The sequence below is a fragment of the Rhodococcus sp. C1 genome (assembly GCF_020809065.1).
Lineage (GTDB): Bacteria > Actinomycetota > Actinomycetes > Mycobacteriales > Mycobacteriaceae > Rhodococcus_F > Rhodococcus_F qingshengii.
The window spans coordinates 4,992,937-5,009,755 of record NZ_CP078080.1 but is presented as its reverse complement, the minus strand read 5'-3'; the positions used below and the strand labels follow the sequence as shown (position 1 = coordinate 5,009,755).

Annotated in this window: 18 protein-coding genes; 10 read left to right on the top strand and 8 right to left on the bottom strand. The window is 63.5% G+C overall.

What is annotated here, in order from left to right; genetic code table 11:
* Positions 1–242 precede the first annotated feature (242 nt).
* The 7 genes from ureA to KTR60_RS22930 all read left to right on the top strand — a co-directional run bounded on the left by ureA (position 243) and on the right by KTR60_RS22930 (position 5,722).
* Positions 243–545, top strand: coding sequence for an urease subunit gamma (gene ureA, locus KTR60_RS22960; protein ID WP_003939800.1), 303 nt, complete (start codon positions 243–245; stop codon positions 543–545).
* Positions 542–1,012 (top strand): urease subunit beta, encoded by a 471-nt coding sequence (gene ureB, locus KTR60_RS29270; protein WP_007733849.1) that lies wholly within the window; start codon positions 542–544, stop codon positions 1,010–1,012. Before ureA ends, ureB begins: the two co-directional genes overlap by 4 nt.
* The gene (locus tag KTR60_RS22950; RefSeq protein ID WP_065455266.1) at positions 1,009–2,718 is read left to right on the top strand and encodes an urease subunit alpha; all 1,710 of its coding nucleotides are present in this window, start codon (positions 1,009–1,011) and stop codon (positions 2,716–2,718) included. Before ureB ends, KTR60_RS22950 begins: the two co-directional genes overlap by 4 nt.
* Positions 2,719–2,722: 4 nt before the next feature.
* Complete coding sequence (locus tag KTR60_RS22945; RefSeq protein ID WP_007733855.1) at positions 2,723–3,412, top strand: urease accessory protein UreF; 690 nt, start codon at positions 2,723–2,725, stop codon at positions 3,410–3,412.
* Positions 3,405–4,148 carry an urease accessory protein UreG gene (ureG, locus tag KTR60_RS22940; RefSeq protein WP_003939705.1) on the top strand — a complete coding sequence of 248 codons (744 nt, stop codon included), beginning with the start codon at positions 3,405–3,407 and terminating at the stop codon, positions 4,146–4,148. Before KTR60_RS22945 ends, ureG begins: the two co-directional genes overlap by 8 nt.
* Positions 4,148–4,885 (top strand): urease accessory protein UreD, encoded by a 738-nt coding sequence (locus KTR60_RS22935; protein WP_047271073.1) that lies wholly within the window; start codon positions 4,148–4,150, stop codon positions 4,883–4,885. Before ureG ends, KTR60_RS22935 begins: the two co-directional genes overlap by 1 nt.
* A 90-nt stretch (positions 4,886–4,975) precedes the next feature.
* Positions 4,976–5,722: an SDR family oxidoreductase gene (locus KTR60_RS22930; RefSeq protein WP_003940029.1), complete on the top strand. Its 747-nt coding sequence runs from the start codon at positions 4,976–4,978 to the stop codon at positions 5,720–5,722.
* 58 nt (positions 5,723–5,780) lie between these two features.
* Here KTR60_RS22930 and phoU read toward each other — a convergent pair whose 3' ends face one another.
* From phoU to KTR60_RS22905, 5 genes are all read right to left on the bottom strand, one after another.
* Positions 5,781–6,476 (bottom strand): phosphate signaling complex protein PhoU, encoded by a 696-nt coding sequence (gene phoU, locus KTR60_RS22925; RefSeq protein ID WP_003940130.1) that lies wholly within the window; start codon positions 6,474–6,476, stop codon positions 5,781–5,783.
* Between the two features lie 72 nt (positions 6,477–6,548).
* Positions 6,549–8,579: an LCP family protein gene (locus KTR60_RS22920; RefSeq protein ID WP_064073420.1), complete on the bottom strand. Its 2,031-nt coding sequence runs from the start codon at positions 8,577–8,579 to the stop codon at positions 6,549–6,551.
* A 150-nt stretch (positions 8,580–8,729) separates the two neighbouring features.
* Positions 8,730–9,872, bottom strand: coding sequence for a tRNA dihydrouridine synthase DusB (gene dusB, locus KTR60_RS22915; protein ID WP_064114481.1), 1,143 nt, complete (start codon positions 9,870–9,872; stop codon positions 8,730–8,732).
* A gap of 81 nt (positions 9,873–9,953) precedes the next feature.
* Positions 9,954–10,913 (bottom strand): acyl-ACP desaturase, encoded by a 960-nt coding sequence (locus KTR60_RS22910; protein ID WP_003940492.1) that lies wholly within the window; start codon positions 10,911–10,913, stop codon positions 9,954–9,956.
* A gap of 131 nt (positions 10,914–11,044) precedes the next feature.
* Positions 11,045–11,920 (bottom strand): LysR family transcriptional regulator, encoded by an 876-nt coding sequence (locus tag KTR60_RS22905; RefSeq protein ID WP_081377546.1) that lies wholly within the window; start codon positions 11,918–11,920, stop codon positions 11,045–11,047.
* Positions 11,921–12,067: 147 nt separating this feature from the next.
* Here KTR60_RS22905 and KTR60_RS22900 point away from each other — a divergent pair, with 147 nt between their 5' ends.
* Entirely contained in the window at positions 12,068–13,252 is a 1,185-nt protein-coding gene (locus KTR60_RS22900) for an MFS transporter (protein ID WP_166502994.1), read from the top strand.
* A 57-nt stretch (positions 13,253–13,309) separates the two neighbouring features.
* Here KTR60_RS22900 and KTR60_RS22895 read toward each other — a convergent pair whose 3' ends face one another.
* On the bottom strand, positions 13,310–13,900 hold the full coding sequence (locus tag KTR60_RS22895; RefSeq protein WP_003940105.1) for a DUF937 domain-containing protein: 591 nt from the start codon (positions 13,898–13,900) through the stop codon (positions 13,310–13,312).
* 99 nt (positions 13,901–13,999) lie between these two features.
* Positions 14,000–14,446, bottom strand: coding sequence for a hypothetical protein (locus KTR60_RS22890; RefSeq protein ID WP_003939955.1), 447 nt, complete (start codon positions 14,444–14,446; stop codon positions 14,000–14,002).
* Between the two features lie 99 nt (positions 14,447–14,545).
* Here KTR60_RS22890 and KTR60_RS22885 point away from each other — a divergent pair, with 99 nt between their 5' ends.
* Positions 14,546–14,923 (top strand): MmcQ/YjbR family DNA-binding protein, encoded by a 378-nt coding sequence (locus KTR60_RS22885; protein WP_020908916.1) that lies wholly within the window; start codon positions 14,546–14,548, stop codon positions 14,921–14,923.
* Positions 14,924–14,968: 45 nt separating this feature from the next.
* Complete coding sequence (locus KTR60_RS22880) at positions 14,969–15,553, top strand: hypothetical protein (protein WP_003940111.1); 585 nt, start codon at positions 14,969–14,971, stop codon at positions 15,551–15,553.
* A gap of 1 nt (position 15,554) precedes the next feature.
* Here the strand turns inward: KTR60_RS22880 and KTR60_RS22875 are convergent, their stop codons facing one another.
* Positions 15,555–16,754: a low temperature requirement protein A gene (locus KTR60_RS22875; protein ID WP_228401284.1), complete on the bottom strand. Its 1,200-nt coding sequence runs from the start codon at positions 16,752–16,754 to the stop codon at positions 15,555–15,557.
* Between the last annotated feature and the right edge of the window lie 65 nt (positions 16,755–16,819).

The window sequence follows — 16,819 nt, the reverse complement described above, 5'->3', positions numbered from 1 at the left end:
GTTTCCAACAGGAGACGGGGGTGAAACTTTTTGGTTGTGGTGATAGTTCCCACTCCGGTGCGCAGAGCTGAGCGTCGTTGGGCGCCCGAATAATTCGATGAGCAGCGCAAGTGCGCCGAGTGGGCGCTGAAGTAGCCGACGATGTGAATCTCGTGGATACTGACGACGCTTCGGACAATGCTAATCTCGGCCCGACAGCACGCTGTCGATCGATGTCGTTTCACAACCGGAAGGGCTTGTCAGTGCACCTCACCCCTTCAGATACCGAAAAGCTGCTCCTGAGCGTCGCGGGCATGGTCGCCCGTGACCGCCGCGAGCGCGGGGTACTGCTGAACTACCCCGAAGCGATGGCACTGATCTCGTGCTGGATTCTCGAGCGCGCGCGTGACGGAATGACGGTTGCGGAACTGATGAACGCCGGTCGGCAAGTGCTCACCCGCGACGACGTGATGGAAGGGGTACCCGAGATGATTGCAAACGTCCAGGTGGAGGCCACTTTCCCGGACGGTCGCAAACTGGTCACCGTGACGGAGCCCATTCGATGATTCCCGGCGAAGTACGTGTGTCCACCGAACCGCTCGAGTTCGGCACGGACGCGGAGAAGATCACGATGGTCGTCGTCAACGACGGCGATCGCCCCATTCAGATCGGTTCACATCTCCACCTTCCCGCGGCCAACCCGGCGTTGACCTTCGATCGCGAAGCGGCAGACGGCTTCCGGCTCGACATCCCCTCGGGAACGTCGGTTCGGTTCGAACCCGGGGTCAGCAGAACGGTGACACTGATCGCGCTCGGCGGACTCAAAAGGGTTCCGGGCCTGCAGATCGTGCCGGACGAAGACCTACCGACACATGCGCGCGAGCCCAAGACCGTCATGCCGTTCGGCACGCCCGGCGTCGAGGTCGAAGAACCTTTGCGAGCGTCCTCGGTGAACGTGCGTGTGAGTGATGTTCCAGTCGAGGCGGATTCACCGGACGACGCCGCGACGACAGTTGAGAGGACAGCCGAATGAGCAGGATCGATCGACGCGGCTACGCCTCCCTGTACGGCCCGACCGCAGGCGACCAGATCCGTTTGGCCGACACAGATCTGTGGATCGAGATCGAGCACGACTACACCGCGACCGGCGACGAGATGGTCTTCGGCGGCGGTAAGAGCATCCGCGAGTCGATGGGCCAGGGCCTGACCACTCGCGACCAGGGTGCTCTCGACGTCGTCATCACCAACACGGTGATTCTCGATCACTGGGGAATCGTCCGGGCAGACGTGGGAATTCGCGACGGACGCATCGTTGCGATCGGCAAGTCCGGTAACCCCGACATCATGGATGGCGTGCATCCCAAGTTGCTCATCGGGCCGAGCACCGACGTGATCGCCGGCGAGGGGAAGATCCTCACCGCGGGTGCGATCGACACTCACGTGCACTTCCTCAGTGAAATCGAGATGATGGAGGCGCTCGCGACCGGTACGACGACGGTGGCGGGCGGCGGAACGGGCCCCACCGAGGGAAGCAAGGCAACCACCGTCACACCCGGCGCCTGGTCGTTGAGGATGATGCACCGCGCCCTCGACCACATCCCGCTCAACGTTCTTCTCCTCGGCAAGGGCAGCACCGTCAGCCATGAGGCCATGCGTCAGGAAGCTCTCGCCGGCGCAGGCGGATTCAAGGTCCACGAGGACTGGGGTTCCACTCCGGCTGCGATCGACGCAGCTCTGCGCGCAGCCGACGAGTTCGGCCTCCAGGTAGCGCTGCACGCCGACAGCCTCAACGAAACCGGTTACGTACAGCACACTTTGGATGCGATCGCCGGACGCGGGATCCACGTGTTCCATGCGGAAGGCGCCGGCGGCGGGCACGCACCGGACATCATCGTGACGGCAGGTGAGCCGAACGTTCTTCCGGCATCGACCAATCCGACGTTGCCGCATACCGTCAACACGGTTGCCGAGCACCTCGACATGCTCATCGTGTGTCATGCGCTCAATCCCCGGGTTCCGGAGGATCTTGCCTTTGCCGAGTCCCGAATCCGTCCGACAACGATTGCAGCAGAAGACTTTCTGCACGACATCGGAGCCATCTCGATCACCTCGTCCGACGCCCAGGCGATGGGCCGTATCGGTGAGGTGACCCTGCGGACATGGCAGGTGGCTCACGTCATGAAGGCCCAGTACGGCAAGCTGGGCACCAGCATGCCGGCCGACAACGAGCGTGCGCGGCGTTACGTCGCCAAGTACACGATCTGCCCCGCGGTGGCGCACGGTATCGATCACGAGATCGGCTCGGTCGAGGCCGGGAAGATGGCGGACCTGGTGCTGTGGGATCCCGCGTTCTTCGGAGTCCGTCCTTCTGCCGTGATCAAGGGCGGGGCGATAGTTGCTGCGCCGCTTGGTGATCCGAATGCTGCTATCCCGACCCCGCAGCCGGTGTTCGTTCGCCCGGCCATCGCGGCGACTCCGGGATCGGCCCCGCACCTGTCCACGACGTTCGTCTCTCCGATGGCCATCGAGGACGGTCTGGCCGATCGTCTCGGTCTCACCCGCACCCTTACCGGTGTTCGTCCGACGAGACACCTCACCAAGGCGGACATGCCGAACAACACGGCGCTGCCGTCCATCGACGTCGATCCGGAGACGTTTGCCATCAAGGTCAACGGCGACCTGATCGCGCCCAACCCCGTTGACGTGGTGCCGATGGCTCAGCGCTACATGCTGTTCTGAAACCATGTCGATCGAGACGGCATCTGCCGAGATAGCATCGATGCTCTTGGCAGACGGGCGTCTGCCTACCGGCGGTCACGCGCACTCGTCGGGGTTGGAACCGGCACTGGCGGGCGGACTCCTGCAGAGTCAGGTCCCTGACTTCATTCGCGGTCGACTCGAAACCGTCGGACTTGTCGAGGCCGCTTCAACGGTGGTCACGCGCCGCTGGGCCGTAAGTGAGGGTAGTGCAGGCGAACTCGAGGACATCTCGAGGGAACTGCTCGCTCGGACTCCCAGCGCACCGCTGCGTGAGGCGTCGATTCAGCTCGGCCGTGGGCTGGCGAGACTGGCGTCGCGATTGTGGCCGCAGCACCCCGCGGTGCAGATGCTCATGGCGCTGCCTGGGCATCCGATGCGTCCGCTCGCGTTGGGCGTCTTCACGGCGGTCTCCGGGATGGACGACCTACAGGCAGCCAGATCTTGTTTGTACGACGACGCCCAAACGGTGGCGTCGGCGGCATTGAAGCTACTGCCGGTGGATCCGGCAGAACCGGTCGAATGGTTGCTCCGAGCAGCCCCGACCATCGAAACCGTCGCCGCGGCTGCCGTAGCCGTCGAGGGCGTCGCAGATATACCCGCAACAACAGGGCCGTTGGTCGAACAATGGTCACTCGAACACCACGCTCGATCCAGGAGGATTTTCCGTGCTTGACAACCTGAACAACACCACCACTGCTGCAAGAGGTTTGAGGCTCGGCGTTGCCGGCCCCGTCGGCACCGGCAAAAGCACCCTCATCGCCACCATCTGCCGCGAACTCGCGGCGGAGTACGAGATCGCGGTGGTCACCAACGACATCTACACCGACGAGGACGCGCGACTGTTGCGCGCGGCCAACGTACTTCCGATCGAGCGCATCGTCGCAGTCGAGACCGGAGCGTGCCCGCACACGGCCATCCGTGACGACGTGACGCCGAATCTCATTGCGGTCGAAGACCTCGAGCGTCAGTTCCATCCCCTCGACATGGTGATCGTGGAAAGCGGCGGTGACAATCTGACCGCCACGTTCAGCCCGGCACTGGTCGACGCCCAGATCTTCTGCATCGACGTCGCGGGCGGCGGAGACGTCGCACGCAAGGGCGGTCCCGGAATCGAGCGGGCAGATCTGTTGGTGGTCAACAAGATCGACCTGGCCCCGTACGTCGACGTCGACGCGGTCCAGATGGTTGCCGATGCCACGGCCGCGCGTGACGGACTTCCCGTTCTCGCGCTCAGCCAGAAGGATCACTCAACGATCGACCAGCTCAGTGCGTGGCTCCGCCAGGTCATCGCATCTCATCGCGCGGGTAGTCACACCCCGCAGGATCCGGGGCCGATGGCGCCGCACTTCCATGCCGATGAAGAAGACCACGGTCACGGTCACGGGCACAGCCACTCTCACGCTCACTGATGCGCACTGGAGCTACGCGGGTCGTCGTCGAGAGAGTGGGTGACACCGCTGTTGCGCGAGAGCTGATCTCGGGCGACTTCCTGGCCCCGCGGTTCGTCGACGCTCGCGGGCTCACCGTGCGAATTGCCTTGGTAGGCCACAGTGCAACGCTGCTGGCCGGCGACGACCTGCGTATCGAATTCGTAGTCGCTCCGGGTACGTGCCTCGAGGTGATCGAGCCGTCGGGGACCGTCGCGTACAACGCGCGTGGCGGCCGGGCGTCGTGGTCGGCTTCGGCGAGCGTCGGCGCCGGTGCGGCGCTGATCTGGCGCGCGGCACCGTTTGTCGTCGCGGGCGGCGCGGATGTGACCAGGCGCGTGGATATTTCACTGGAATCCGATGCGGTTGCGCTGCTCGACGAGATGATCGTGTTCGGCCGGACCGGCGAAACCGGCGGTGCCCTTCGCTCGGATCAGCGCATTACCGTCGACGGTGACGCGCTGCTCGTGGAAACTCTCGACCTGCGTAGCGTGCCGGGCCGTTCGCTGCCGGGAATTCTCGGTGGCCATCGCGTGCTCGGTACGACCATGCTGTTGGGGATCAAGACTTCCGACGACGTCGAAGGGCACGTGACGCCGCTGGCGGGAGCAGGGATGCTGGCACGGGCCGTGGCCGATCACGCACACGAGGCGAGCGCAGCGTTGGATCCGATCTGGTCGCGGTGGCGTGGGCGGGTTTCGCAGAAGTACAGCGACTGATTCGCCCGACCGTCACACCTCGGGAGGCTGCGTCGTCCAGTATGTGACCAGGCCGAAGAGAGCCGGGCGCACGGGTTTGACGGAGGCATCATGCGAATTGTTGTTCTGGGCGGAACCGGCCAGATGGGAAAGCTGGTCGTCGAGCAGGCGAAAATCGGGGGCCATGACGTCGTCGCCGCCGCTCGATCGACGGGAGTAGACATCTCCACGGGTGCGGGGTTGGACGAAGCATTTGTCGGTGCCGACGTGGTCGTCGACGTGAGTGATCACGTCACCAACAGTGCCAAGAAGGCAATCGAGTTCTTCGAGACGGCAGCGAAGAACATCGCCGCGGCCGAAGCCAGAGCCGGCGTTAAGCATCACGTGCTGCTCTCGATCGTGAACTGCGACGATCCGCGATTGAAGTCCTTCGGTTACTACCAGGGGAAGGCTGCGCAGGAACGCGCGGTGGAAGCGTCGAGTATTCCTTTCACGATCCTGCGATCCACTCAGTGGTTCGAGTTCGGCGAGAAGACGATCGCGCTGTTCGGACTGGGGCCGATCGCGATGGTTCCTCGGATGCGGTCACAACCGGTGGCAGCGAAGACCGTTGCCGAGGCGCTCGTGACCTGCGCTCAGAACGGTCCGACCGGGAGGGCTCCGGACCTGGCCGGGCCCGAGGTCCTCGAGATCCCGGCCATGACGCGCGAGATCTTGAAATACCGTGGCCGACGTAAATGGCTGATCCCGATCTCGATGCCGGGAGCGGGTAAGGCGATGAAGGGTGGGGCGTTGCTGCCCGCGCCGGGATCCACAACTGCAGGACCCACGTTGGAAACCTGGTTGCACGAGAACTGAATAGGAAAGGCGGCCGCGCAAGTGCGCGGCCGCCTTTTACTCACGTGGACGGTTGGGTTCAGAGATCCGGGTACGAGGTGAGGTTGTCGACCTTCTCGGTGGTTTCGGGCTCTTCGGGCAGCTTGCCGGTCACCAGGAAGATGACACGTCGGCCGACCTCGACGGCGTGGTCGGCGAATCGCTCGTAGAAGCGGCCGAGCAGCGTGACGTCGACTGCGGCGGCAACGCCGTGCTTCCACTCACGGTCCATGAGGACGGTGAAGAGGTGGCGGTGGAGGTCGTCCATCGCTTCGTCTTCTTCGCGCAGACGGGCAGCGCGCTCGGGGTCGCGGGTCTCGAGGACGACCTTGGCGGCCGCGCCGATGGAGACAGCGATGCGTCCCATCTCGGCGAAGTAGCCGTTGACCTCTTCAGGAAGCACGTGGTTGGGATGTCGGCGGCGCGCGATCTTGGCGACGTGCAGGGCGAGTGCGCCCATGCGGTCGATGTCGGCGACGATCTGGATTCCGCTGACCACCGAGCGCAGATCTCCGGCAACGGGAGCCTGCAAGGCGAGCAACGCAAACGCGCGCTCCTCGCAGATGGTGCTGAGTTCGGTGATCTTGTCGTGTTCGCCGATTACTTGTTCTGCCAGGGACAGGTCTGCCTGGAGCAGGGACTGGGTGGCGCGCTCCATAGCGGCACCTGCCAGTCCTGCCATCTCGCCGAGCGTGTCTGCAAGCTCGGTCATCTGTTCGTTGTAAGCCACGCGCATGAGGTCAGAGCCTACGTGCCGTGAAAGACCAAGTCACAAGCACCAGGTGAACGCAAGGTGAATGAACGCGTGTCAGTCGCAGGTGGTGTCGCCGGCGTTGACGCTGGCGATGTCGGCGGGCAGAGCCGTCGAGGTGCTGGTGTCGACCGACGTCGGATTTGCCGCCAGGATGGTTCCCGGGTCCGCGGGGGCGACGACGGTGCCGGCGAAATTGCTTCCGACGACGACCTCGATCATGTCTCCCATGCTCGGAGCGAGAACCAGAACCGCGCCGGGAATCGAGGACGCGACGGTCACCGCTTCAGCCTCGTAACCTGCGGCGTAGCGCACGACGGTGGTCGACGCTTGGGCATTCGCCAGGCCGGTGGCTGCGCTGAAGTTACCGACTGTGGAGATCTGGAAACCGTAGGCCGCGAGGCTGTCGGCGATTGTCGCGGCCTGCCCGGCGATTCCCGAGGCGTTGGAGACGTCGACCGAGATGTTGTAGGCGCTCATTGCCTCGACGGAAGTGGCGGCCGGCGGCGTGCTGGACGTAGGAGCGGTTGTCGTGGAACTGGTCGACGACGGTGTGGTGTCCTCGCGCTCTTCACCCGGAAGCGGATCGTCGTCGATGATCGCCTGGAAGAGGGACTTGATCTCGTCCGTGCGAGGAATCTCGTTGCCCCAGTCGTTGGTGCCGTCCGTGGGGACCGTCAAGAACGTGACCGCGCCTGCGTCGACGTTCTGGAGCGAGCGACCGAGGGTGACCAGTGACTTGGTGTCGATGTTTTCGACGAACGTGTCGCTGGTGAAGGCGTTGATGAATCCGTTGAGCTTGCTCGGATTCAGGAGGACCTGGTTGGACAGGGCCGAGCGGAGCAGCGCCGACAGGAACTTCTGCTGACGGGTGATGCGGCCGTAGTCGCCGTTGCCCTCGGCTTCGACGTGGCGAGCACGCACGTAGTTGAGGGCGGTACGGCCGTCGAGCATCTGCGTGCCGCCGGAGGCGAGGACGGTTCCGAGGATGCCGTCTTCGATCGGTCCGGGGGAGCAGACGTTCACACCGCCGACGGTGTCGACCATGCGCTCGAAACCGGCGAAGTCCATTCCGACGAAGTGCCCGATTTTCAGGCCGGACATCTTCTGGATGACCTTGACCAGGCATTTGGGGCCACCGAGTGCGTACGTCGCATTGAGTTTGTCGCCGCTCGCTGCCGGGAAGGTTTCGCTGGTGTACTTGCCGGCGTCGTTGTCCCATCCCTGACAGATCGGACGTTCGACGTCGAGGTCACGCGGGAAGGAGACGGCGACGACGCGGCTTCGGTCGGCGGGAATGTTCACCAGCATGACCGTGTCGGCTCGGGCGCCTTCGGCGTCTTCGACGGTTCCGGCGCCGATCTCACCGCTCGCACCGGCGCGGGTATCGGTGCCGATGATCAGGTACGTCTCGTCGCCGAGTTGACCACCGGCGTCGATGATGTCGTCGGACTCGGTGTCGAGTGCCGCAATCTGATCGAATCCGCCTTCGACCGAGCGCAGATAGCCCCACACGACGCCGGTCAATGCGAGAGACATGACGGCCAGGAACGCTACTGCCGATCGGCCGATCACTTTTGCGCGATGGCGGCGGCGAATCTTGCTTTGCGCCAGACGAGTGGCGCCGGTGTCACCGACTACCCGCGGCACTGCGGAGGTGACGGGATGTTCTTCGGTGATCCAGTCCGCAGCGGCGGGCGGAACGGTCGGACGGGCGGGAATCGGCCGGGCGGGGGGCGGCGACGACGCTGCTGAAGATTGAGTCTTGGGTGTTACGGATTTGTTCGGCGCCGGCTTGGGCGGCGTAGCCGGGGCTGGTGGCGGCTTCTTGTCGCCTACCCGACGGACCAACTCGGCGACCGAAACAGAGTCGTCGGTCGGAGGCGAGTCCCGTCGCCCGGTACGTCCACTGCTGCGACGCTCCGGGGGACTGGGTGGTTGCGGTGTTGGTCGCTGGGGTGTGGCAGGGCGCTGGGGCGTTGCCGGTTGGTCCGGTCGGGCGTTGCGGAAGCGCTTGTCTGCGAGCGGACGTTCCCAGGGGGCGCGGCTCTCGGGCGGAGGTGGGCCCGAATCGTGATCATCACCCACCGATGCAACCTGTCCCGTCGTCGACTGTCAGTAACTCGTCATTCAGATGCCGGCGTCAACCGGTTGTCGACGAAGCTGGAGCCATATTACTGGTGAATCCTGAGTGCTTCACTCAGAAAGTGATGTGAGTAATCCGACGGCGTGTTTTCGCTAGCCACCAGAGTGCATCATGTCAGCTCCCGCCGGCACAAGGTCGTCTTCGGGATCGTCGAGCCAACCTTCCGGGAGTGCTACCTGACCGGGTGAGCCTTGGCGTCCGCGCGGGCCTTCGGCGTCCTTGGGGAACGGGACGTCGTGGTCGAGCTGTCCGAGCAGATCGTCCAGTTCGGACAACGTGCTGACCAGAGCCATCGAGACCCGCAGATCCGATCCGACCGGGAACCCACGCATGTACCAGGAGACGTGCTTGCGAAGTTCGCGCAGACCCTTCATTTCACCGTGATGTGCGGCGAGCAGTTGGGCGTGACGGGCGATGATCTTGGTGACTTCGCCGAGCGTCGGCGGCGTGGCGATCTGTTGTCCGTTGAGAGCTGCGCTGAGTTCCGCGAACAGCCATGGCCGTCCGAGGCAGCCGCGTCCGACGACGACGCCGTCGCAGCCGGTCTCGTTCATCATGCGGGCAGCATCCGAGGCGTCGAAGATGTCGCCGTTGCCGAGGATCGGCACGTCGGTGACGTGTTCCTTGAGGCGCGTGATCTCGTTCCAGTCAGCAGTGCCGGAGTAGCGCTGCGACGCGGTACGTGCGTGAAGTGCGACGGCAGCGGCGCCTTCAGCTGCGGCGATCCGGCCGGCGTCGAGGTGCGTGTGATGTTCGGGGTCGATGCCGACGCGCATCTTGACGGTGACCGGAATGTCGGTGCCTTCGGTGGCGCGCACGGCTGCCGCGACGATCTGACCGAACAGTCGACGCTTGTACGGTAGCGCCGATCCACCGCCCTTGCGGGTCACCTTGGGTACCGGGCAGCCGAAGTTCATGTCGATGTGATCGGCCATGTTCTCGTCGACGATCATCTTGGCCGCGGCGTAAGTCGTATCCGGGTCGACGGTGTACAGCTGCAGCGACCTGGGCGTTTCGGTCGGACCGAACGTGGTCATGTGCATCGTGGCGGGTTGGCGTTCGACGAGCGCGCGGGCGGTGACCATCTCGCAGACGTAGAGCCCGGACGTGCTGCCTGCACGTTCGAGTTCGAGTTCACGGCACAGCGTGCGGAAGGCGACGTTGGTGACGCCCGCCATGGGTGCGAGGACCACGGGGCTGTGAAGCTCGAGTGAACCGATACGAAGGGATGACATGTCTACCTCTGAACAAATACTTGTGACAATTGGAAGTGCCCGGTACCGAATCCGGTACCGGGCACAGAATAGCTGGTGAAACTAAGAAGCCTGCTGTTCGCGCTTGGCGGCTTCGCGTGCGAGCATGCGATCGCGCTGTTCCTCGAACTTCGTCGCGTTGGCGGCGAGTGTCTCGAGGAAGGCCGCCAACTCTTCGCGCGTGTTCTCGCCTTCGGCGCTGAAATCGTTGCGCTCGAAGATGTTCCACTTGCGCAGGACAGGCCAGACGACCTCGTCGAGGTGCTGGCGAAGGTCGTAGATGCCGTGCTTGGCCATCAGAGCGCCGTTACGGCGGAAGTTCGGCATGCCGGCACCGGGCATCTGGAAGTTCTGGACGATGTTCGCCACAGCCTTGAGCGCCTGATCGGGAGCAAGATCGAGCGCGGCGGCGCAGATGTTGCGGTAGAAGATCATGTGCAGGTTCTCGTCGGCGGCGATGCGCTGAAGCATCTTGTCGGCAATCGGCTCGTCGCAGGCCTTGCCGGTGTTGCGGTGGCTGACGCGCGTCGCGAGTTCCTGGAAGGTCACGTAGGCGACCGAGTGCAGCAGGCCGGCGTCGCCCTCGTCGATGGGTGCGCTGTAACCGTTTGTCATGTGTTCCATGCGGAAGCGCTCGAGCTCGACGGGGTCGACTGCGCGCGTGACGACGAGGTAGTCACGCATCACGATGCCGTGGCGGTTCTCCTCGGCGGTCCACCGGCCGACCCACGTTCCCCAGGCACCGTCCTGCGAAAAGTTCTCGGCGATCTCACGGTGGTACGACGGCAGGTTGTCCTCGGTGAGCAGGTTGGTGATCATCGCGGCGCGAGCTACCTCGCCGAGTTGTGACTGTTCGAGACTCCAGTCTTCGCCGCCCATGGCTGCGAAATTACGGCCCTCGTCCCACGGAACGTAGTCGTGTGGATGCCATTCCTTGGCCATGGAGATGTGGCGGTTGACGTTCTCCTCGGCAACCGGCTGCAGCTCTTGTAGCAGCTCCAGCTGCGTCAGAATCCTCGTCATTTCTTGCCTCCATGTTGAGTGAATGCGCGACTTCGCCCCAGCCTACGGCACCGTAGGTTTGAAAAGAATGGCATGAAAATTGCTCCCCTCGAGGGATGTTACCGATCCGTAGTTATCCGGGGGCACTTTCACTACCAAGTCGTTCTTTCGACGTAGTCGCGGAACGTCCGGGCGGGATCGGACAGCTCGCGGCTCTTCGACCAGATCAGCCCTATTTTTCGCTGTGCTCCTTCGATCGGTACGTAGACGACTCCTTCGGCCCAGATCGGTGGATCCTGAACCGGCATGACCGAGACACCGAAGGACGCGGAGACCAGTCCGCCGACCGTTGCCAGCTCGCTGCTCTCGAAGACGAAATTCGGAGTGAATCCTGCGGCCGCGCACAGTTCATCGAGAATTCTTCGCATCCCGAAGTTCGGATGCATACCGATGAACGGTTCGTCGGCCGCGTCCGCAAGCTCGACCGAATGCAACTTCGCAAAGCGATGATCAGCCGGAACAGCCAATGCCAGTGACTGCTGGGCGATCTGCATCCACGCCACCTGCGGATCGCGCGGCTGAGGCGAGACGACGGCCAGGTCGGACGTGCCGGCGGCGATTCTGTCGACCAGGAACTGCGCGCTGTCCTGATGCAGTTCGAATCGCACTCCGGGATGCTCGACGCGGTATCCGCGCAGCATGTGCGGCACCAACCAGGTGCCGAACGAGTGGAGGAAGTCGAGCCGGACCGTGCCGCTCTCTGGGCTCGCCAGCGACTGGATTTCGGTCTGCGCGGCGTCGAGGGCACGCAGTGCGATGCGAGCATGTCGATAGAGGATCTCGCCGTACCGGTTCAGTTCGAGTCGGCGTCCCTGACGGTCGAAGAGTGTCACGCCGATCTGTCGTTCGAGGCGTGCGAGTTTGCGCGAAAGGGTCGGTTGCGACAGGTGAGTCAGATCCGCGGTAGCGGTCACCTGTTGGGTTTCGGCGAGCACGACAAACCATTCGAGGTCTTCGGTCAGCATCACGAACCCAATCTATATACCTCCAGAGCATATAGAACATCAAGTTTATGCATTTTCTTTTGCCGAGTCTGGGCGGGAGGATTCTTGCCGGAGGTAAGTGATGCCTGGAGGTACGTGGTGACTGTCGAGAATGTGATCGAATCCGAAGTGATGCCGCTTCGCCGCGGAACATCGGGATATCGAACCGTGACCGTTGCGTTGTTCGCGGCCGGGCTGTCGACGTTCATCTCGATGTACGCGGCACAGGCGTTGCTGCCTGCGTTCGCCGAAGACTTCCACGTCTCGCCTGCGGTGTCTGCGCTGTCCGTCTCGGCGACGACGGGCATGTTGGCGTTGGCAATCATTCCGGCCAGTGCGCTCTCCGAGCGGTTCGGTCGCACACGGGTGATGATCGCGTCGGCGTCGGCGTCCTGTGTGATCGGTTTGTTTCTGCCGCTGAGTCCGACGATCGAGGTTCTGCTGGTCGGACGCGCAGCACAAGGATTAGCTCTGGCCGGTGTCCCGGCGGTGGCGATGGCCTATCTGGCCGAGGAGGTCGATCGGAAGGACCTCGGTGCAGCGATGGGAAGGTACGTCGCCGGCACGACGATCGGTGGGCTGATCGGACGGCTCGTGCCGTCGGCCGTCGTCGATTTCAGTACGTGGCGTTGGGCGCTGTTGACTGCGTCCGCGCTGTCGGCATTGTTCGCGCTCAACATGATCCGGCGGCTTCCCGCGTCGAAGTTCTTTCGCCCGCAACCGATATCGGTGCGCACGATCGCGTCGAATCTACGACGCCACCTTGCGAACCCGTCGCTGCGAACACTCTTCGCTTTGGGATTCATCCTGATGGGCGGCTTCGTGTCGATTTACAACTTCCTCGGGTTTCGGCTCACGGCAGCACCTTTCGGCCTTCCTGAAGCGCTTGTGGGCCTGGTGTTCCTTTTCTACCTTGCCGGAACTTTCACCTCGGCGGTAGCCGGCGGGGCCTCTGACCGACTGGGTAGGCGCAGCGTGCTGCTCGGGTCGGTTGTCGTCATCGGTATCGGCCTGGCACTGACCGTTCCGGACAATCTGGCGTTGACGCTCGTGGGGATGCTGCTCTTCACCGGAGGATTCTTCGCCGCACATTCGGTGGCCAGCGGTTGGGTGGGGCTGATCGCTACCGATCACCGGGCCGAGGCGTCGGCGTTGTATCTGTTTGCCTACTACGCGGGTTCGTCCGTGGCGGGCGCCCTCGCGGGTCTTGCATACGCGGGTGGCGGTTGGGTCGGGGTCAGTGCTTTTGTGGGCGCGCTGCTGTTGGTTGCGTTTGCCTTGTCACTGAGGATGTTTCGATCTTCGACGGTTGACTGAACCGAGCACTGCGGCGATCCCGAACGGGATCGCCGCAGTGCGAATCTGTCGAGCGAATTACTTCTTGCCGCCGCCGAGGAGGCCGCCGAGCAGGTCTCCGAGGCCGCCGCCCCCGGATCCGCCCAAGATACCGCCGAGTGCTCCGCCGATGCCGCCGCCGGAATTGCCGCCGCCGCCGAGAATTCCGCCGAGGAGGTCCCCGAGTCCGCCGCCACCGGAGGCCTGGGTCTGCGCGCCGGCACCGCCACCGGTGAACTGCTTGGCGAGGTAAGCCAGGACGATGGGAGCGAGGATCGGCAGCAACTGCTTCACCAGATCGTTTCCACCGCCGCCACCGACACCGCCCAGTGCGCTGGCGACCTGATCGGTGTTGCCGCCGAAGATGTTCGAGACGATCTTCTGACCGTCAGCGGTGTCGACTTTGCTGATGTCGACGCCGTCGTCGAGAAGGCTGGTGTCGGCGTGCGACTGCAGCGCACTTTCGAGTGAGGCTGCGCCGGCGGGATCCTGAGCGTTGGCGCCGAGGCCACCGACGAGGGTCGGAAGTGCAGTCTTGACCGCCGATTCGGCAGTTGCCTGGTCGACGCCGAGTTGCTGCGCGATCTGGTCGATGGGGATCTGGGATAGAAGGTCGTCAAGCGATGCCATTGATGCCCTACCTCTTCTGGGGTACTACTCGTCAGTACCCGGCTGTTGCAGACACTAGTGAATGTCGGCGTCGACGGTAACCCTCCGGTTGCCGAGCGGTCAGGCTCGGGTCTTCTCGCGGGGGACCAGGCACGCTAGGAGAGCGAGAATCAGTCCGCCGGCCGTCAGAATGAATCCTGTCTGATTTGTCAGGATCGTGGAGTAGTTTTCCCTGATGACATTGTCGAACTGATCGTTCACGCGGTAGTAGAACGTGCCAAGAGTCCCCAATCCCACGATAATTCCGATCCATGCTGCGATGCGAGAACCGAACAATGCGGCGATCAGAATCAATACGGCGGCGGCGAGCAGAAGTATCGCCATCGACCGGTAGAAGGTCACGGACTGATCGCCGAGTTGCTCGATTGCCCACCCGGCCGGAAAGCCGTCCCGCAGGTCCTCGAGGCGAACGTTGTCGGGTTTGACCCCGGCCAGTACGTACATGAACGAGCCGACGGCAACGGCGATTCCACAAATGAGCAGAACGAGATGAACTAACGTGCGCATGCCAGTCTCCCTGTGTTCGGAGTTCGGTGACGCGGTCGTCGCCGAGCCTAGCTGTGTCGCGGGTGTCAAGCTCGGTATCGAGCGTGCAGAATCGTCTCTATGCCCGACAACATGCGTCGACTCGAAGAGATCTCGCTGTCGCTGCCGGAAGCGGAGCGCGTCGACATCGAAGCGTGGGACGGCCACCCGACGTTCCGGGTCCGCGGCAAGAACTTCGTGTTCTGCAACCTCGAAGCCACCTCCTTGACCGTCAAGCTGAGCAAGGAGGAAGCCGAAGCGGTGGTGGCCACCGAACCAGGCGCAAGTGCTGCGGGCTACGGACTCGGTCGACACGGGTGGGTTGCACTCGACATCGGCACCGACGTTTCCGAGGAGAAATGGTCGCAACTGGAGGAGTGGATCTACACCTCGTTCACCCTCGTTGCGCCGAAGCGGCTTGCCCGGATCGTTCTCGATGCGGATGAGGAACGCCCGTAACGGATAGATTCGTCAGTACAGACGCCGACTAGACGAGGAATTGTCATGACGACACCGGAAACTTCACCGGCCACCGCAAAACCGGGCATGCCGCCGTGGGCGAAGAAGGCCATCGGGATCGCAGTGATGGCGGTGGTCCTGGTCATCGCTTACTTCATCCTTGCCGCCTTCCTTCCGCGTTGGTGGGCGCAGCGCATTGCGTCGTTGGCGAACGGCAGTTTCAGCGCCGGAATCGCGTGGGGGCTGCTGTTCGGTCTCGTGTGCACCCTGGTCCCGCTCATCTTCTTCCGGGCGGTCTGGCAGGTGCGCAAGCGCAAGCATGCTCGAATCATGCAGATCACGGCTCTCGCGTTGGGTGTGATCTTCGCGCTGCCGAATCTGCTCTCTCTGACAGTTGTTCTCGGCAACAACAACGCTGCGCATGCGGGCGAGCGGATCCTCGACGTCGACGGCCCCGGATTCCGCGGAGCATCCGTTGTCGGTGCCGTCCTGGGCGTTGCGTTGTTCCTTGGACTTGTCGCGCTCGGCTACATGTACAAAAAGCGTGGAAAGGATCTCGACAAGATGCGCGGTGAGCTCAAGCAGCACGAGCCGCAGAGCAAGGGCGAGGCTCCGGCTCCGGAAATCTGAGTCAGCTCTTCGACCGAGTACTCAGGCCGACACCGACTCCGACGGTTCCCGCCGCCACCAGTCCGGCGAGCGGGACAGCCCAGTGTCCGGCAAATGTGCAGGCGAGAACCAGGATTGCGCTCACTGGTAGAACGGCCTGCTCGATCCTGTCGCGCTTGAAGTGGCGTGAATGCATGAGCCACACGAAGATCAGGAACATCGCGGCCGGAATCGTGACCGCGGCAGATGCTGCGAACGTCGAAATGTGCGCTTCGCCAACTGCTTCCTCGACGGCTACTTCGATGCCGGCGCCGATGGCCGCAGCGGATCCGAATACGAAGTAGTGCCCGTATCCCCACAACAGGACGGCGCGATTGCCCTGGTCTGCGAGGTGCTCGTGGATCGGGACGGCGAAGTAGATCCACAACGCTGAGAACACGATCAGAACTCCGCCGACGGCAATCGGAATCAGTAGATCGGCGGCGTCGAAATCCCGGATGCCGGATTGGACCGCGATGGTGGCGGCAGCAATGGTTTCGCCGAGCATGATGATGGTGAAGAGGCCGTAGCGTTCGGCGATGTGATGCGGGTGCCACGGCGTCTGGTGGTTGCGTTCGGCGATCGCCGGCACCGCGAGTTCGGCGATCATGAGAACGAAGAAGCCGGGTATCCACGCCGACGCCGGCATCAGGAGCAGCACGATCCAGCCGGCCTGGACGATCACGAGCCCGGCGGCATATTGCAGAGCAGTCGTTCGCGCTGCACCGGATTCACCGCTGGCGGCTCGAAGCCATTGGCAGGTGAGCGCAATTCGCATGATGAGGTAGCCGACGATGGCCGTCGTACGGTCGGTTCCGTCGAATGCGTCGGGGATTCCGGCGGCGAAGACGAGCACGCCACAAATCTGTACGAAGGTCGCGACCCGGTAGGGGACGTCGTCCGTGTCGTAGGCAGACGCGAACCAGGTGAAGTTCACCCACGCCCACCACAGCGCGAAGAAGACGAATATATAGCCGGCGATGCCGTCGGCGTAGTGGCCCTCGGCGACAGCATGCACCAGTTGAACTCCGGCCTGTGCGGCTGCAACCACGAAACACAGGTCGAAGAACAGTTCGAGTGGCGTCGATGCTCGATGGTCCTCGTCGCGGCTGCGTGCGCGCATCCGGATGATCGGCATTACGGCCCGGCCGTGGCCCGCGCCTGTACTGGTGTGTTCTGTCATCGTCCCCACCTTGCTCCGACGTCTAGTGCAGGAGCGCAGTCTAGGGCGAATTCCGTCGGGTCGAC

Coding starts and splice junctions, on each gene's coding strand:
- KTR60_RS22950 (WP_065455266.1), top strand. CDS start 1,009: ATGAGCAGGATCGATCGACGCGGCTACGCCTCCCTGTACGGCCCGACC.
- KTR60_RS22885 (WP_020908916.1), top strand. CDS start 14,546: ATGCCCGACAACATGCGTCGACTCGAAGAGATCTCGCTGTCGCTGCCG.
- KTR60_RS22895 (WP_003940105.1), bottom strand. CDS start 13,900: ATGGCATCGCTTGACGACCTTCTATCCCAGATCCCCATCGACCAGATC.
- phoU (WP_003940130.1), bottom strand. CDS start 6,476: ATGCGCGTGGCTTACAACGAACAGATGACCGAGCTTGCAGACACGCTC.
- KTR60_RS22880 (WP_003940111.1), top strand. CDS start 14,969: ATGACGACACCGGAAACTTCACCGGCCACCGCAAAACCGGGCATGCCG.
- KTR60_RS22890 (WP_003939955.1), bottom strand. CDS start 14,446: ATGCGCACGTTAGTTCATCTCGTTCTGCTCATTTGTGGAATCGCCGTT.
- ureB (WP_007733849.1), top strand. CDS start 542: ATGATTCCCGGCGAAGTACGTGTGTCCACCGAACCGCTCGAGTTCGGC.
- KTR60_RS22900 (WP_166502994.1), top strand. CDS start 12,068: ATGCCGCTTCGCCGCGGAACATCGGGATATCGAACCGTGACCGTTGCG.
- dusB (WP_064114481.1), bottom strand. CDS start 9,872: ATGTCATCCCTTCGTATCGGTTCACTCGAGCTTCACAGCCCCGTGGTC.
- KTR60_RS22945 (WP_007733855.1), top strand. CDS start 2,723: ATGTCGATCGAGACGGCATCTGCCGAGATAGCATCGATGCTCTTGGCA.
- KTR60_RS22935 (WP_047271073.1), top strand. CDS start 4,148: ATGCGCACTGGAGCTACGCGGGTCGTCGTCGAGAGAGTGGGTGACACC.
- KTR60_RS22875 (WP_228401284.1), bottom strand. CDS start 16,754: ATGACAGAACACACCAGTACAGGCGCGGGCCACGGCCGGGCCGTAATG.
- KTR60_RS22930 (WP_003940029.1), top strand. CDS start 4,976: ATGCGAATTGTTGTTCTGGGCGGAACCGGCCAGATGGGAAAGCTGGTC.
- KTR60_RS22910 (WP_003940492.1), bottom strand. CDS start 10,913: ATGACGAGGATTCTGACGCAGCTGGAGCTGCTACAAGAGCTGCAGCCG.